General features: G+C 50.8%; 14 protein-coding genes and 1 tRNA gene. 12 read left to right on the top strand and 3 right to left on the bottom strand.

What is annotated here, in order from left to right; genetic code table 11:
- A partial coding sequence (locus G367_RS26410) for a beta strand repeat-containing protein (RefSeq protein ID WP_020411637.1) occupies positions 1-2,607 on the top strand: 2,607 nt, incomplete at its 5' end.
- A gap of 197 nt (positions 2,608-2,804) precedes the next feature.
- Here the strand turns inward: G367_RS26410 and G367_RS0103110 are convergent.
- Positions 2,805-2,891: transfer RNA gene (locus G367_RS0103110), tRNA-Leu, on the bottom strand.
- A 245-nt stretch (positions 2,892-3,136) separates the two neighbouring features.
- On the opposite strand from G367_RS0103110, the gene rnr reads away from it, so the two are divergent.
- The 6 genes from rnr (at position 3,137) to G367_RS0103080 (ending at position 10,006) form a co-directional block, all read left to right on the top strand.
- Positions 3,137-5,875 carry a ribonuclease R gene (gene rnr, locus G367_RS0103105; RefSeq protein WP_020411636.1) on the top strand — a complete coding sequence of 913 codons (2,739 nt, stop codon included), beginning with the start codon at positions 3,137-3,139 and terminating at the stop codon, positions 5,873-5,875.
- Positions 5,876-5,890: 15 nt separating this feature from the next.
- Positions 5,891-6,646 carry a 23S rRNA (guanosine(2251)-2'-O)-methyltransferase RlmB gene (rlmB, locus tag G367_RS0103100; RefSeq protein ID WP_020411635.1) on the top strand — a complete coding sequence of 252 codons (756 nt, stop codon included), beginning with the start codon at positions 5,891-5,893 and terminating at the stop codon, positions 6,644-6,646.
- A 243-nt stretch (positions 6,647-6,889) separates the two neighbouring features.
- Positions 6,890-7,447: an RNA polymerase sigma factor gene (locus G367_RS0103095; protein WP_020411634.1), complete on the top strand. Its 558-nt coding sequence runs from the start codon at positions 6,890-6,892 to the stop codon at positions 7,445-7,447.
- An 18-nt stretch (positions 7,448-7,465) separates the two neighbouring features.
- Complete coding sequence (locus G367_RS0103090; RefSeq protein ID WP_020411633.1) at positions 7,466-8,035, top strand: hypothetical protein; 570 nt, start codon at positions 7,466-7,468, stop codon at positions 8,033-8,035.
- Positions 8,036-8,095: 60 nt separating this feature from the next.
- Positions 8,096-8,644, top strand: a complete 549-nt coding sequence (locus G367_RS0103085; protein WP_020411632.1) for a hypothetical protein — start codon at positions 8,096-8,098, stop codon at positions 8,642-8,644.
- An 81-nt stretch (positions 8,645-8,725) separates the two neighbouring features.
- On the top strand, positions 8,726-10,006 hold the full coding sequence (locus tag G367_RS0103080) for a hypothetical protein (protein WP_157533306.1): 1,281 nt from the start codon (positions 8,726-8,728) through the stop codon (positions 10,004-10,006).
- Between the two features lie 128 nt (positions 10,007-10,134).
- On the opposite strand, the gene G367_RS0103075 is transcribed toward G367_RS0103080, so the two are convergent.
- Together G367_RS0103075 and G367_RS0103070 are read right to left on the bottom strand one after the other, a co-directional pair.
- Positions 10,135-10,938 (bottom strand): isocitrate lyase/PEP mutase family protein, encoded by an 804-nt coding sequence (locus G367_RS0103075; RefSeq protein ID WP_020411630.1) that lies wholly within the window; start codon positions 10,936-10,938, stop codon positions 10,135-10,137.
- Positions 10,939-11,151: 213 nt separating this feature from the next.
- Entirely contained in the window at positions 11,152-11,982 is an 831-nt protein-coding gene (locus tag G367_RS0103070; RefSeq protein WP_020411629.1) for an alpha/beta fold hydrolase, read from the bottom strand.
- A 364-nt stretch (positions 11,983-12,346) separates the two neighbouring features.
- On the opposite strand from G367_RS0103070, the gene rpsF reads away from it, so the two are divergent.
- The 5 genes from rpsF (at position 12,347) to dnaB (ending at position 15,954) form a co-directional block, all read left to right on the top strand.
- Positions 12,347-12,790, top strand: coding sequence for a 30S ribosomal protein S6 (rpsF, locus tag G367_RS0103060; RefSeq protein WP_020411627.1), 444 nt, complete (start codon positions 12,347-12,349; stop codon positions 12,788-12,790).
- Between the two features lie 12 nt (positions 12,791-12,802).
- Positions 12,803-13,033: a 30S ribosomal protein S18 gene (rpsR, locus tag G367_RS0103055; RefSeq protein ID WP_020411626.1), complete on the top strand. Its 231-nt coding sequence runs from the start codon at positions 12,803-12,805 to the stop codon at positions 13,031-13,033.
- A 43-nt stretch (positions 13,034-13,076) separates the two neighbouring features.
- Entirely contained in the window at positions 13,077-13,919 is an 843-nt protein-coding gene (locus G367_RS0103050) for a hypothetical protein (RefSeq protein ID WP_020411625.1), read from the top strand.
- A gap of 37 nt (positions 13,920-13,956) precedes the next feature.
- Positions 13,957-14,403: a 50S ribosomal protein L9 gene (gene rplI, locus G367_RS0103045; RefSeq protein WP_020411624.1), complete on the top strand. Its 447-nt coding sequence runs from the start codon at positions 13,957-13,959 to the stop codon at positions 14,401-14,403.
- A 108-nt stretch (positions 14,404-14,511) separates the two neighbouring features.
- The gene (gene dnaB, locus G367_RS0103040) at positions 14,512-15,954 is read left to right on the top strand and encodes a replicative DNA helicase (protein WP_020411623.1); all 1,443 of its coding nucleotides are present in this window, start codon (positions 14,512-14,514) and stop codon (positions 15,952-15,954) included.
- Positions 15,955-15,974 lie beyond the last annotated feature (20 nt).

Here is a 15,974-nt window from a genome sequence, read left to right as displayed (position 1 = left end):
GCCTTCAGCGGCTTGAGCACGATCAATGCCCTGGATGGCAGTGACAGTGTGATCGGTGCCGATGGTGCCAACTGGATCTTAACCGGCAGTAGCAAACAAGCCAGCAACAGCAGTATTACCTTCTCCAATGTAGAGTCCCTCACCGCGGTCAATGCCAGCTTGTTGGGTAGTAGCGGTGCAGATGCATTTATTCTTCAGTCTGATGGCGATGTTGAAGCCTATTCAATGGTTGTCTCTGGAATGTCTGCAGTGGATGGCCAGGGAGGAAATAACAGCCTGGATGCAGTTTCTTTTGCTGATGGTCTTGCTCTTACTGGAGCTGATAACCAAGTATCGGCCGGGAGTTTGATTTTTGATGGCATTTTTACCGCTCTCACAGGAACATTGTTCGGCACCAGTAATGCTGACAATTTTGTGGTTGATGGTAGCAATGCAGTTACAAGTTACGGTATTGCCTTTAGCGGCGTTGGTAGTGTAGATGCGCAGGGAGGCAGTGATAATGTTGTTGGGGCTAGTGGTGCAGACTGGGTTCTTGCGGGGAGTAATTTCGAGGCCACTAATAGCAGCATAAGTTTTTCTGGTGTAGAAACCCTTACTGTAAATAATGCAGATTTGTTGGGCACAGGTAATGCAGATGCATTTACTTTAGTGTCTGATGGAGATGTTGAAGTGTATGGTATGACCATCACTGGTATGTCAGCGGTGGATGGCAATGGCGGTGAGGACAGCTTGGATGCCAGTACCTATAGTGATGGATTAGCACTAACCGAGACTGAAAATCAGCTTGTTGCAGGCTCGCTTATATTTAGCGGCATCTTCAGCGCTAATACTCCTGTCCTGACAAATACTAACGACTCAGCGCTTTTTGAATTGCAAGGAGCCCAGGCTCTTAAAACTGCGGGGATTAACTTCAGTGGCTTGGAGACGGTAAACACCACCGGTGCGGGTAGTTTATTGCTAGGTACCGAGGATAATGATGATTTCGTGTTGGGCTCTACTGGCGATATCAGTGTGGCCGGAATTGATTTTACCGGGCTCGAAACAATAGATGGTGCTGGCGGGAACGATTCCGTTAGCTCAGATGGGGCAGTTTGGACATCAACAAGTTCAAATAACTCACTGGTAAATGGTGGAGCTGAAGCTCTGGTAAATAGTTTAACTGTAGTTTTTGAGAATCTCGAACTAGTTCAAGGTGCAGGAACATATGTAGGACAAGATGTAAGCGGTGAATACCTGTTCAGTGCTCTGGATACGATGACCATTGGAGGAGTGACTTTTGAGGGCTTGGAAAGTCTAACTGCCGGTAGCGGAAGTGATGTCATCTATGGTGCAGATATAGATGCTGAATGGAATATTAGCGACTCTCAACAGAGTGTCAGTAGCGCGGGCGAAACCCTGATCTTCAGCGGTGTAGAATCTATTTTTGCTGGTGGAGGGGGTGACCAGTTCAAACTGTCAGGCGGAACGCTCACCGAAATTGATACAGGGGCAGGCAATGATTCAGTGCTATTGGCTGGAACCACTATCAGTACTGTGTCGTTGGGTGCTGGTGATGACTATGTGCAAGTAGATGCGGATAGTGCTCAAAATACACAGTTATCCGGTGGAAGTGGGAATGACTCCTTCCAATACAATCTCTCTGGGGCCACTTGGCAGATAAATTCAAACGGTAACCTTGTAGGTAATTTTATATTTGACGGTTTTGAATATCTGGATAATACCGATGGTTCGCTCACACTGGAGACAGATTTAGGTTTTGATTTCGTAAATGGAGGAGATAATTCCAGTAACTTTAATTTGGATGGGGCCGGACTCATATTCGCTGCCAGTGGTGTGCGCCTTGGATATGATGGTGAAGGCGATATTAATATTACTAGCAGCTCATCGGATACTATTGGTGGCAGCCTTAAGGCTAGCAGAGCTGAGTTGACTGTTGCTGGTGATGTAAATATTGAAGTTGAAGTGAATACCCTTGCTATAGCGACATCTGGTGCAGATATTAATATCAGTGTTTTATCCCAGGGAGACCTGGTTATTGATGAGATAAATGCAGGCCGGGGTAATGTGGAATTGGCCAGCTCAAACTTTGGAGCACTAACCGCCGAGACATATGGTGATACCCATATTACGGCCTCTACTGTGAAGTTAGGCACAGATACGAAGCTGTGGACGATTATCGGTGAGTCAGTTAATCCTTTACGATTGGATGTATCTGACACTCTGGATATTTATTCAGTAAGTTACTATGAGCCGGACTTTATTGGCCAAGTCCCTACCGTTACCAGTACTGGTGATGAGCTTCAATCGATAGCAGGGTCTCAGGCCTCTCAAGGGCTGAAATCTGCGGTACAAAATGCGGTAGAGGATTTTACCCAAGTTGACCCGGCAATTTTCAGCGCTGTTAAACCATATAGTAGCGGTGTGGATGCAGTGAACTCTCCTGAGATGCGACTTAAGTCTGGGGAGCTATTGCCCTCTACAGTTTCTGCTGGTGGTGAACCTGTTCCAGGCTCGGAATTTGATGCAGTGCTGGATGAGGGGGTCAGCGAGGCACCTGCTGACGTTATCGGTGAGATAGTACCTTTGGCTGGCAGTGCAGGGGGCTGATTTATCTCGGTAATTAAAGTTATTCTCTGAGTAAAAAGCCGGCCCTTGAGGACCGGCTTTTTTATTTCTCTTAACTACAGCAATTTGGGGAAGACGTTTAACAGAAGAAGGTAGGGATCAAGGAGGAAGACTTGCTAAGAGTTTAAGTATTTCACAACAAAAAAAGGCCGACTCTTTCGAGTCAGCCTTTTAGGAATTGGTGCCCAGGAGAGGACTTGAACCTCCACGACCGTTAGGTCACTAGCACCTGAAGCTAGCGCGTCTACCAATTCCGCCACCTGGGCAAATCAACGTGTGTTTCGTTGAGGACGCGAACTATAAGGATCCGGAAGGGGGGTGTCAACGGTTTTGTTGCGCCTATTTCAACATATCATCTGATGCTAGGGGAAATTTGGCGAAATCGCTTATAATGCGTGCAATAGCGGCGAAATCTTGATCAATTACTCTCTATCTCTGCCGCCTGCCTTTAACCGGATAACCTCCGGATGTCACCATATAGTTGGTGGCTACCTCAACAACGGATGCTGTTTTGACACAAAAGAATACCTCAGAGCCCCTTGCTTCTGATCCGCATGCTCAGCGCGAGGCGGAGAAATATGAAAAACCTGTTCCTAGTCGTGAATTTCTACTGCAGCTTTTAGAGCAACAGGCTGGACCTGTGCCTTGGGAGGCAGTAGCGGAGCTTTTGGAGCTTCAGGACGAAGATCGTCGGGAAGGGGTACGCCGTCGCCTGATTGCTATGTCTCGTGATGGACAGATTGCCAGTAATCGCGCTGGCGATTTTGGTGTGCTGGATAAAATGAGCTTGGTTCGCGGTCGTGTTATTGGCCACCGCGATGGTTTCGGGTTCGTTATCCCCGGTGATGGCGGTACGGACTTGTTTCTATCTCACCGGCAGATGCGAAAAGTATTTGATGGCGATGAAGTCCTGGTACGAGAAACCCCGGGCGGTTTTCGTGGTAAGCGAGAAGGTGCGGTGGTTCGGGTTATTAAACATAACACCGAGCAATTGGCTGGACGCTTTTATCGGGAAAATGGCATCTGCTTTGTGCGGCCTGACAATCCCCGTATTAATCTCGATATTATGGTGGCGGCGGAGGATGCCGAGGGGACGGAACACGGCCAGTATGTGGTAGTGAAAATCGTGACTCAACCGGGGCGTGACCGTGTGCCCCAGGGAGAAGTCATTGAGGTGCTCGGTGATCACTTGGCGCCGGGTATGGAGATTGATGTCGCAATTCGCAATTACGGAATTCCGCATACGTGGCCCGGCGCTCTTCAGGCAGAGGTGGATGCAATTGCTGATGAGGTGCTGGAGGAGGACAAGAGGGCGCGAGTAGATCTGCGCCAGTTGCCTCTGGTAACTATTGATGGTGAAGACGCACGAGATTTTGACGATGCCGTCTTCTGCGAGTTGCAAGCAGATGACAGCTGGAAGCTCCTGGTGGCAATTGCCGACGTGTCTCATTATGTGCGCCCTGGTTCCGCTTTGGATGAGGAGGCGCACAGTCGTGGAAATTCAGTGTATTTCCCCGATTTCGTGGTGCCCATGTTGCCGGAAAAATTATCCAATGGACTCTGCTCTCTCAATCCAATGGTAGATCGGTTGTGCATGGTGTGTGAGATGCATATTGATCGAACCGGTGAAATTCTTAATTACCGTTTCTTCGAGGGTGTGATGCGCAGTCATGCCCGCCTTACCTATACCCAGGTTGGCCAAATACTCGCAGAACGCGATAACCGGGCTAGCGGTACGCGGAAGCAGTTTGCGACTCTTACTCCGCATCTAGATAACCTGCATGACTTGTATCTGGCATTACGTGGAGCTCGTGACCGTCGTGGGGCTATCGATTTTGAGACAACCGAGACCCGTATTCTCTTCGACAGTAATCGCAAAATTGAGCGCATTATTCCTGTTGAGCGAAATGATGCCCACAAGCTAATTGAAGAGTGCATGTTGGCGGCTAATGTCTGTGCGGCGAACCTGATGGAACTATCAGGGCTGCCTTCACTTTACCGTGTGCACGATGCTCCCAAGGAAGAAAAACTCAGTAACCTGCGCGAATACTTGGGGGAGCTGGGGCTGCGTCTGCCAGGTGGAGCCGAACCTCAGCCCAGAGATTTCCAGGAGTTGCTAGAGCAGATTGAGGGCCGTGCAGATGCTCATATTATCCAAGTGATGCTGCTGCGCTCCATGAACCAGGCGGTATACCAGCCGGAAAATCGCGGCCACTTTGGTTTGGATTATCGAGCTTACGCTCACTTTACATCACCTATCCGTCGTTATCCCGACCTCTTGTTGCATAGAGCCCTGCGCTGGTTGGTTCGTAATGGAAGCGCCAATGAGCAAGCTGTAGCCAAAAAGGTTCATGCAGTGCCGGGTGCCAAGCCTATCGGCCGGGAGCAGATACTGCCTTACGATATGCCAGCGATGTTACAGCTTGGTGAGCAATGCTCCATGACTGAGCGACGCGCTGATGACGCCACACGGGATGTGGTTAGTTGGCTTAAGTGTGAATATTTGCAGGATCATGTAGGCGAAGTCTACCCGGGGGTGATCAGTGCAGTGACCGGTTTCGGTTTGTTTGTTGAATTGGATAACCTCTATGTGGAGGGGTTGATTCATGTGACTGCGTTACCGAAGGATTATTATCGCTTTGAGCAGGCTCATCAGCGGCTGATTGGTGAGCGCAGTGGCAAGCGATATCACCTTGGCGATTCGGTTACTGTACAGGTAGCAAGAGTCGACCTGGAGGAACGTAAGGTCGATTTTATCCTTGAGGGGTTGATACCGCGCAGTAAACAAAATAGAGCGGCGAGTAAAAAGGAAGAGGCTACCAGGGTTAGTGCTCGAGCGATGGAAATGGCGGTAGAGCACCAGCAGGAGCGAGAACGTCGGAGCAAACAGAAGAAGAAAATGGGAAGTAAAGCAGTATCTAACCCCTGGGCTAAGCATGCGGAAACCTCTACGGAGGTAGCCCCTTTCCGCAAACGTAAAGTTGGCTCTAAAGAAACCGTTTTGGTTGAGGAGTCTGCGCAGTGCAAATCTTCTTCTGCGAGGAAAAAGACAGATGATGAGGCTGGGGATCAACAAAAAACAGATATTCCAGTCAAGCGTCGCGGCAGCAAGCGTACACCTACGCGTAAAGGTGGGAAGCGCCCTGCGGTAGCTGCGCGCAAAGCGGCGCAGAAAGCAGAAAAGGCCAAGACCCGCGCAGGCAAAGTAAAAAAGAAGAAGAAAACTTCTTCTAAAAGCAAAAAGAAATAGTGATCGAGGATTAAATTGAGCCAAGAACTGGTGTATGGCCTGCACGCGGTGCAGGCGTTGTTAAAAGGGTCCCCACAGCATGTGCGGGAGCTGATGTTATTGCGTGGCCGTAAAGACCAACGCTTACAAAAAATTATTCAACAGGCGGATAAAAATGACATTGCCATACGCTTTGTTGACCGCCGTGCCCTGGATGAAAAAGTTGATGAGAGTGCGAATCATCAGGGCGTTATTGCCATTTGTGCTGGTAAAACAAAAGTCCACGATGAAAAATTCCTGATGGGGATGTTGGAACAGCTTGAAAAGGAAAGTGAGGTACCCTTCCTGCTGGTCCTGGATGGCGTAACAGATCCCCATAACTTGGGAGCTTGTCTGCGCTCCGCTGAGGCAGCTGGTGTTCATGCGGTAATTGCTCCTAAGGATAAGTCCGCCGGGCTAACGCCAACTGCCCGAAAAGTTGCTTGTGGAGCTGCTGAAGTGCTGCCCTTTGTCACAGTGACTAATCTCGCACGCACTTTGCAGCAATTGCAACAGGCAGGCGTGTGGATTTTTGGTGCGGCGGGAGAGGCTACGCAGGATGTTTACCAGAGCCAACTGACAGGCCCGCTGGCATTGGTGATGGGGGCTGAAGGTAGCGGCTTACGCAGATTGACACGTGAACACTGTGATCACCTGATTAAAATTCCTATGGCAGGTGAGGTTAGCAGTTTAAATGTTTCAGTTGCCACGGGTGTCTGCCTGTTTGAAGCGGTGCGTCAACGCAGTAGCTAGGCACTGCTCTTTGCCCCTTTATCACACTTACCCCCGGCGGCTAAGGCTACCGGGGTCCTCCTTCGTCACCCAAGTTCACGCGTAAATATACCTTTTCCCTACTTCTTATTTCTACGCTGCTAGATTTCTTGCACAGCTCGCACAACGAACGCTTTTCGATTTTTTCGTCTACTTGCGCAGTGTCACTCTTTTTGTAGGCACTTGGGTGCGATTTTATTATCCAAGAAATCCGGGGGTAGTGGTTTGTACACCTGGCCAAAAGCATTGTTTCACAAACGTTCCAGCCAGGAGCATTTCTCTGGCCTGGTTTACCCATATATTCGCACCATGTATCGCATGGCTTATCGCTGGACGGGGAGTCGTGTAGACGCGGAAGACTTGGTACAGGATGTATTGTCTGGCTTGTTAAATAAAGTTTCGATCCTAGAGAAAACCGAACGCCTGGGGCCTTGGTTAGTCAAGGTGCTTTATCACCGCTATGTGGATCTTTATCGCAGACAGTGCGCATCGCCAATTGATGAAAGTTTCGACTTGCAGGATGTAGAAAGCTGCAGCGATGGAAGATCTGAGCATTGTAGCAACCTGGATCTTGAGCGCCTTTTGAATCGAGCATTGCTAATGTTGGGGCCGGGTTGGCGTGATGTTGTGCTTTTACACGATGTGGAAGGGTACACCGCCAGTGAGGTGGCAGAAATCCTCGACATAAATGTTGGTACCGTAAAATCGCGTTTGCATCGCGCCCATAAAAAATTAAAAAAAATTATTACTGAGGGAACCATTGGTGAGGTTCATCCGTGTTAACAGGTAGAGGACAAGCCAATGCCGGAAAGAGAATTTGTAAATCTGTTAAGTGATGATGAATTGCGGCGACAGTTACGTGCATTGCCACTTGATGAGCCAGATAATGGCTTTGAAATACGGTTATTGCGCAGAGCGTTACAGCAACGAGGTCCTGAATTTCGCGCGGAGATATCTGGGCTGAAAATTGTTGGTGATTCTCTGGTGCGCCTTGGATTAGTGGCACTGATTTTTCTCACCATGAGTACAGTGTTTGTACTTCTGCCAGGCATCAAGTCTCCTGTCGCCAATTACACAGCCCAGGAGCCAGTGCCAAGCAGGTTGTCGGAAGTTCGTTCCGTGCATTTTGTTCTGCACAGTAAACAGCAAATGCTTGGAGCAATAATCCGTATCGTGCTACCAGATAATGTTTCATTCGATGGCTATGAGCACAGAAGAGTCTTGCAGTGGGAAACCGATATTTTTGCCGGCAGGAATCGTCTTTCACTACCAGTGAAAATATCGAATGAAAAAGCGGCGGGAGAAATTTTGGTTGAGGTTAAATATCGCGGGTCCAGCAAATTGCTGCGTCAAAACCTAACCAAGCTTTAAGTTTCGAAAGTGTGATGACTAATTTATTGGATCTGATCTGAAAGCCGGAGGTAACGGGCAATGTGGAAAAAGGGATTATTAGCGGTAGGTATCACAGCAGCAGTGCTACATGCGGGGTCGGTAATGGGGCAGGACATGCCATCAGATCTGGATCTCACGTTGACAGTAGTCGAGGAAACTGAGGATGCTCTCGATGTGATGAACAATATCGAATTGCCTCCAAATCTGCAGGAAATTGCCGAGGAAACCATGGCTGCTGTAATGGCCGCTGTTGCAGCAGCGCGGGAAGAGGGCGGCCGGGAAAGTGAAGAACTTGAGGAAATAGTTAATGAAGCTATGGCTCGTCATCAGGAATTAATTGCCAATGCACGCCTCTCGGCAGAGGCTGCAAGAGAGGAGGCCCTACGCGCAGCTGAAACAGCCCGTGAGGGTATTGAGGAGGCGGTAAAAAGCGCACTCTCTGGTGCGGAGATACAGGGAGTCATTGAACAAATGATGCAGGACATTCTCGATAGCCTGCCTGCGGATATACGTGAGCAAATTACAGTGGATCTCAATGCTCTTTTTGAGCAGGCTCGAGAGAACTTGCCAGAGGATTCCGATACATAGTTGATTGAATGCATGGATGGCCAATAAAAGGACTTATAGAGGTAAATGGTGGTGCGGAATACTTTGGGTGGAATTGTGCTTTTGGCACAGCTGATACTTTCTCCATTGGCGGTAACGGCTGGAGAATCTTTCAATACAGGTACTGAAGCATTCAAACAGGGGAAATATAAAAAAGCACTGAAATACTTTGAAGTTGAGGTGGAGTCTGGTAACAATTCCGCAAAGCTCAGGTATAACATCGGTGTTACCCTGATGAAGCTCAAACGCTATTCCGCGGCCACAATTTATTTTCATGGTTTGTTGAATGATGCCAAGTGGCGAGATTTGGCACGTTACAATTTGGCGCTTGCTGCAGAGCGTGATAAACGTAACTTGATAGCAGCGAAGCACTATCGCATTGTACGAGAGGGCGCTGCTACGGAAAAGTTACGAAATATGGCTGCTCATCGCTTGAATTATTTAGCTGGAGATAATCGTGGCGAAAAGGAGTTGCCCTGGCTGGCAACGATGAGCCTAAGCGCTGGCCGCGATGACAATGCCTTTGCGCTGCACAATGAAATCTTGTCGGATTCAACGATAGGCGCAGACAATTTTGCGGAGCTTTTTGCCTGGGGCCAATATCGACTGAGCGGCACTAAAAATAATGGCTGGCGGGTACACGGATACGGATTTGGACGGAAATATGAGGAGTATGAGAACTTGGACCTTGCCAGCGTTCGTACGGCTCTTTCCCGTGATCGTCAATGGTTGGGTTGGAATACTGAGCTGGGACTGGCTGCTGAGATGGTTACCTTAGGTGGAGAGCCAGTCAGCCGGCAGGCATTACTGCTGGCAAAGATGGCAAAAGCCTGGGGGCGCTCGCTTGTAAGTTTCACATTTAGTCCGGGCTATTACTCAGGGGGTGAGGAGTATGCTTATCTGGATGGGTGGCGCCAGCGCGCTGAACTTAGTTGGCAGCGGCCTGTATTTTTTACTGAGACAAGATTGTTCTACCGTTACGATGATAATGACCGTGAAGGGCAGGAAAAAATCGGGGGCGATTATTATAGTTACTCCCCTGCACGTCATGCGCTGGGGGGAAGCCTAGACTGGAAAATTTCTCCAAAATGGCATTTATCCACCGGAATCGAATATCGTCGCAGCCTCTACGGTGAGAAAAACCGCATTACGGATAGTCAAGGTAATGTTGACTCCTACCAGCGCGAGTCAGACCGGGTCCGCTCCTGGATGGCAGCAAAGTACAGGATTACTCCCAATTTCAGTGTAAGTGGGAAATACCAACATATCGATAATGAAGAAAATCGAGACGTATATACCTATGATAAGAGTGAATTCAGTCTCGGGATTGGTTATACCTTCTGAGTAAAAGTAATAATGCCTAATTCTTTAATATTTTAATTGGATACGCCAGCTACTGACTCTTGTTGATTAAATGGTCGGCAGCTGGTTTTCTCAAGAGCTATCCGTACTCAGAACGAATTTGATAGCCTTTATAATTTCATCGCCTCATCATTTAAATGGTTATAGTCCAGATGATGATCAAACATTCCTATTGGTGAGTAACTCTTTACTAGATTGCCTGAGAGCTGATAAAAAAGGTTATAAATAGACAGGAATAGTTCTGGTCCACTACTGAGTCTGTGAATACCAGCCTTCCAATATTGCAGGGGTGTTTCCATTCCCGGCAACAACATTAAATTAAGGGGCATAGAGATATTTTTTGTGAGGTAATGGGCATCCTCCAAAGAGGTTAGGCCCGGAATAAATCCGCCGTTGGCTCCTGCAGTTTGATATCGTGTAAGTCTTTGAGTTACTTCTACGAGTGAATCTTCGTTGTTATCTTCCTCATTCAGATAAATATCGGTGCGCGCATTAATAAAAAATGGTCGTTTCTGCAGGACAGATCTAATGGCTGTAATTTTTTCACACAGTAGTTGCGGATTTTTGTTGCCATCCTCAATATTGATTCCAGCTACACCGAGTTTGCTTAAGGTCCTGACTAGCTCGGCAACTTGTGTGGGGTTGTCGCTATAGCCGTCCTCAAGATCTATGGATACTGGTACACGGGAAACACGCAGAATACGTTTGATGGCTCCCAGATGCTCCGCTAGTGGCAGTTTGCCGCCATCGGCGTACCCCAGTGACCAGGCGAGGGCGGCACTGCTGGTGGCAATTGCGCGGGCGCCTGCTGCCTGGCAAAGCTGTGCACTGGCAGCATCCCAAATATTGGGCAAAATGAGAGGCTTGCAGCTTTGGTGCAAAGCATTGAACTGTTCTGAGTCGGTAGTTTCCATTGTTTATCCTCTGGTAATCATTTTTTGCCTGTTTGGCGGTAGAAGGGAAAATACCTTGGCAGCTTGAGGGGTGCTGGCCAGAAACGGACATGGACAGGAGAAACTGGCAGGGAAGGGAGTCGCTTAGGATTCAAGGCAGGTAATTAGAAAAGTGTCTGAACAGTTCCTGCCTGGAATCAGTATCGAATGGCTCCAGGCAGGGTTGCCTTTTAATTAGGGGGAAGTCGCGGGTTGCCGAGCCAGCCAGCTATCCACTACTGCAATTATTGGGCGTGGATTTTTGATCCAGGAGAGGTGTGGGTTTCCCTTAGGGTAGGTTGCGGACATTTCCTGGGTTTCGCCACCGACAATCGCAGCTAGCTTGCGTGCAGCCGGCATGGGGGCAAAGGGGTCCCCAGCCAATGCGATATGCAAGGTAGGATGTTTGGCTTGTTGGCGATCACCAAACGACTTTTCTGGAGCGAAGCGGCCGCTGAATATGGAGCTTGCCCAGTCTTTCATCAACCTCCTGGCCTCGCGCCAGCCAAACCCCATTCGTGCGCCAGGGAAGTAGCCAAGCAAACTGGAGGTGATGCTGGCAATCGCCGCAAAGGCTAATAAAGCGTAGCGTCTTAGCCCGTGCCAACTACGATGGTCGACATGACCTGAGGCGATGGTTACCACCCTGGCATTACCTGTGAGGCCGGCTCGTGCAGCTAAGGTGCTGGTCTGGCCGCCGATGCTGTGGCCCAGGATCAGGGCGGGACCACCGGGGAATGACTTCTCCAGCAATGCCAACAACTGTGGGATAAAGGAAAACACCAGATCGTTGTAGCCATAGTCTGCATGTCGGTTAGGACGTGGCAAGCTTTCACCGGTACCCGGCAACTCAGTGATTGCGGTGCTATAACCGAGCCGTTGTAATTCCTCCAGCAATAGCCGGTAGCGGTCAGCCGGGACGCCCATGGCGGGAATTACTAGGGCGAGGGGGCCTTCGCCATTGTGGGCAGTGGTGATTGGAACCTGGAAGGCGCCAAAAGTGAGGTTATGGGTTTCTTGGGGCATGGTACTTCTCCCTTCAATGGGAGGCACTATATGCCAGTTCATCAGTGCAAACCCATGACCAGACCGCGCACTTCAGTAGCTTAATCGATGCAAATGGTGCTTCAGTTGCAAGTTCCACAAAAGGCTGTGGGCTCAGGGAGTTGATCAACCGCTTATCGGACTGGCCAAAGTACCACTCTAAAGTAATTGATCAACTTGCAACCGGGTTGGCGAAGGCACTGCCCTAAAGTAATTGATCAACTTGCAACCAAATCCGCAACTGCCTAGAATACGCCGCCCGCAATGGGCTCGGTATTCCCGTGCTTGTTGTACTCCTTGCCTTACCGGACTGTCCGGAAGGCTGATTAACCCGTAAGGAGCTAAAATGCGTCATTACGAAATTGTATTCCTGGTTCACCCGGACCAGAGCGAACAGGTACCTGGCATGGTGGAGCGCTATACCGCTGCCATCAAGGACACTGGTGGTGAAGTTCACCGCATGGAAGACTGGGGCCGTCGCCGTCTGGCTTACCCGATCAACAAGATCCACAAAGCCCACTACATTCTGATGAATGTTGAGTGCACCGAAGAGGCTCTGGAGGAACTGACCACCAACTTCCGTTACAACGATGCGGTTATCCGTAATCTGGTAATTCGTGAAGACGAGGCGATCACTGAAGAGAGCCCGATCATGAAAGCGGAAAAAGAGAGCCGTGAGCGCAAGGCTGCACGTGCAGAGCGCACCGAGCGTCGCGAGCGCGCTGAAGAAGAAAAGCCTTCTTCTGACGCTGCAGAAGCTTCTTCCGATAACGCTGAAAGCGAAGAGTAAGGGGATTATCAGATGGCACGTTTTTTCCGTCGTCGCAAGTTCTGCCGTTTCACTGCTGAAGGTGTTAAGCGTATCGACTACAAAGATCTCGATACCCTGAAAGCCTACATCTCTGAGACTGGCAAGATTGTTCCTAGCCGTATTACCGGTACCAAAGCCAAGTATCAGCGCCAGCTGGCCACTGCGGTCAAGCGCGCTCGCTACCTGGCCCTGCTGCCGTACACGGACAGCCACGAAGCCTAAGCCGCAGTTTGCTTAGACTCATTAATAGAGAAGCTATCTAACTATGCGCGCCGTAGCTGAATTTATTATGCGCGGACGCGTCAGGGCGGTAATCCTCACTATGGTGGGGATTCCCGTGATAAGCCCGGCGATCCTCGCTTTGGTGAGTTTACGTCGAGGTGGCAGTGACGGCCTGATGGTTTTGGCCTGGGCGCTGTTACCGGTTGTCGTTGCAGGTATGAGTGGCCATGTGCCTCCCCTGGTGACTGGTGTTTCCACCAGCTCTTTTGCAGCAGTATTTTGCGGTGCTACGGTGCTGCGCAGCAGCCGCTCTTGGGTTGCCGCACTGCTCGCATTAACGGCAATCTCGGCTGTGGGCATATTGCTCACCTCCTACTTCAGCGGTGGTCTCCTGCAGGGATTCCTTCAGGTACTGGAGACAGCTGCGGAACAACCAAACACTGTTCCGCTTGATGAGCTGAAGAAGGTATTTCCAGGCGATTTACAATTCGCCGGTTACTGGAGCTGGGTGCTGGTAATTAGTGCCACGCTGGCCCTGGTACTGGGGCGCTACTGGCAGGCGCTGTTGTACAACCCCGGTGGTTTCCGCCAGGAGTTTCACCAGCTGCGCTTGCCGCTATGGTTGGCGGCAGTAAGTATGCTGTTGTGGGTGCTCTGCCTGGTAACACCGGGCTATGCCTTCTGGGGAGCAGTTATTGCCTTCCCGTTAGAGGTGGCGGGCATCGCGCTGATTCACTGGCTGGTCGCTAGCCGCAATTGGGGGATAGCTCCCCTGGTAGCGATGTATGTGATGCTGGTGATTGGTGGGCTGCCCCTGGCTGGATTCCTGTGTGGATTGGCCCTGGTAGATAGCTGGATAGATATTCGCGGACGCTCCTCAAAGTAGGCGCGCACCGCACAATACAGAAATTGAGGAAACCGAGATGGAAGTTATTCTGCTCGATAAAGTAGGCAAACTGGGCAACGTGGGTGACCGCGTTGATGTTAAAGCCGGTTTTGGCCGCAATTTCCTGCTGCCGACTGGTAAAGCAATTCCGGCTACTGCAGCTAACGTTGCTGAGTTCGAAGCTAAGCGCGCTGAACTGGAAGCCGCTGCTGCCGCTAAGCTGGCTGAAGCTGAGAGCCGTGCTACCAAACTGGCCGACCTGGTTGTTACCATCGCAGCTAACGCTGGCGACGAAGGTAAGCTGTTCGGTTCTATCGGCACCCGCGATATCGCTGAAGCGATCACCGCTGGTGGCGTTGAAGTAGCTAAAGCTGAAGTGAAGCTGCCGGAAGGCGCTCTGCGCGAAGTGGGTGAGTACGATGTAGACGTACAGCTGCACTCTGACGTAATTGCTGCAGTTAAAGTCGTTATCGAAGCCGAGTAAGGTTTTGCTGACGAGTGGTTGGTGCCTTGAGCGCCGGCCGCGCTACAATCGGGCGCTGCTCCCTGTCGGGTCAGCGCCTGTTTTGTTTCTGGAATACAGTAAAGTCCAATGATCGACGAATACGCCAATCCTGAAGAAGAGATCCACAGTGAGGAGAGTTCACCGCTACCGCATTCGGTAGAGGCGGAGCAGTCAGTGCTGGGTGGTCTGATGCTGGACCCGGGCCGTATCGATGCCGTTGCCGAACAGCTGAGTGAAGAGGACTTTTTCAGTGCCAGCCACCGCAAGATTTTTGCGGTCATGCGCGAGCTGAGTGATGGCGAGCAGCCCCTGGATATCGTCACTCTCGCTGAAGGCCTCACCAGCCGCGATCTGCTCGGTGAAGTAGGTGGCCCTGTCTACCTGGCGGAATTGGCCGAGAATACTCCCTCCGCAGCAAACATCGTCGCCTACGCCAAGATAGTGCGAGAGCGCTCCATGCTGCGCCAGCTGATCGCCGCTGCCGGTGAGATCAGCCGCACCAGTTTTAACCCCGGTGGCCTCGCCTCTGCCGATCTGTTGCAGATGGCCGAGCGCCGGGTAGCGGAAATTGCCGAGGGGCGTGCCAAAGAGGGCGGCTTCGTCGGTGTAGATACCCTGCTGAAGAAGACTGTCGAGCGTATCGACGAGCTATTCAAGACCGAGGGCGATATCACCGGCCTCAGCACCGGTCTCACCGAACTGGACCAGCGCACCTCCGGCTGGCAACCGGGAGAGCTGGTTATTCTCGCGGCGCGTCCTTCCATGGGCAAGACCGCGTTGGCGTTGAATTTCATTGAGAGCGCCATGTTGCTGCAGGAGCGCCCAACGCTGATTTTCAGTATGGAGATGCCCTCGGATAGCCTGGTGATGCGGATGTTGTCCTCCATTGGCCGTATCGACCAAGGGAGAATCAGGAACGGCAAGCTGCAGGAAGAGGATTGGCCCAAGCTCTCCAGCGCTGTGCAGAAGATGAAGGGCAAGGCGCTGTATATTGACGATACCCCGGCGCTCAGTCCCAGTGAGGTACGCGCGCGCACCAAGCGCACCGTGCGCGATCACATCAATAAATTAATGCGTGAGAATCCCAAGCTGAGCCGTGAGGATGCAGAGGCCAAGAGTATGCCCGCCATGATTATGGTGGACTACCTGCAGCTGATGCAGGTGAAGGGCACTACCGAGGGGCGTACCCAGGAGATCTCTGAGATTTCCCGCTCTCTCAAGGCATTGGCAAAGGAATATGAATGCCCCGTGATTGCTCTGTCGCAGCTCAATCGGGGGGTGGAACAGCGCCCCAACAAGCGACCGATGAACTCAGACCTACGGGAATCTGGGGCGATTGAGCAGGACGCAGACGTAATCCTGTTTATCTACCGAGACGAGTACTACAACGAGGACAGCCCGGACAAAGGCATGGCTGAGCTGATTATCGGCAAGCAGCGTAACGGTGAGATTGGTACCTGCCGCGCGGCCTTTGTCGGTAAATATACTCGCTTCGATAACTTGGCGGCGGAATACTACCAGGGCGAGTAATCCCTTCCGCTAAGTTTGGG

This window comes from Microbulbifer variabilis ATCC 700307, from assembly GCF_000380565.1.
GTDB classification, from domain to species: domain Bacteria; phylum Pseudomonadota; class Gammaproteobacteria; order Pseudomonadales; family Cellvibrionaceae; genus Microbulbifer; species Microbulbifer variabilis.
Note: the sequence above shows the minus strand (reverse complement) of the source record. Positions and strands in the feature narration are given on the sequence as shown.

Bases quoted from the DNA above. Each gene is read 5' to 3' on its own strand.
- G367_RS0103090 (WP_020411633.1), top strand. From the start codon at position 7,466: ATGCCGGAAAGAGAATTTGTAAATCTGTTAAGTGATGATGAATTGCGG.
- G367_RS0103085 (WP_020411632.1), top strand. From the start codon at position 8,096: ATGTGGAAAAAGGGATTATTAGCGGTAGGTATCACAGCAGCAGTGCTA.
- G367_RS0103075 (WP_020411630.1), bottom strand. From the start codon at position 10,938: ATGGAAACTACCGACTCAGAACAGTTCAATGCTTTGCACCAAAGCTGC.
- G367_RS0103070 (WP_020411629.1), bottom strand. From the start codon at position 11,982: ATGCCCCAAGAAACCCATAACCTCACTTTTGGCGCCTTCCAGGTTCCA.
- rpsF (WP_020411627.1), top strand. From the start codon at position 12,347: ATGCGTCATTACGAAATTGTATTCCTGGTTCACCCGGACCAGAGCGAA.
- rpsR (WP_020411626.1), top strand. From the start codon at position 12,803: ATGGCACGTTTTTTCCGTCGTCGCAAGTTCTGCCGTTTCACTGCTGAA.
- G367_RS0103050 (WP_020411625.1), top strand. From the start codon at position 13,077: ATGCGCGCCGTAGCTGAATTTATTATGCGCGGACGCGTCAGGGCGGTA.
- rplI (WP_020411624.1), top strand. From the start codon at position 13,957: ATGGAAGTTATTCTGCTCGATAAAGTAGGCAAACTGGGCAACGTGGGT.
- dnaB (WP_020411623.1), top strand. From the start codon at position 14,512: ATGATCGACGAATACGCCAATCCTGAAGAAGAGATCCACAGTGAGGAG.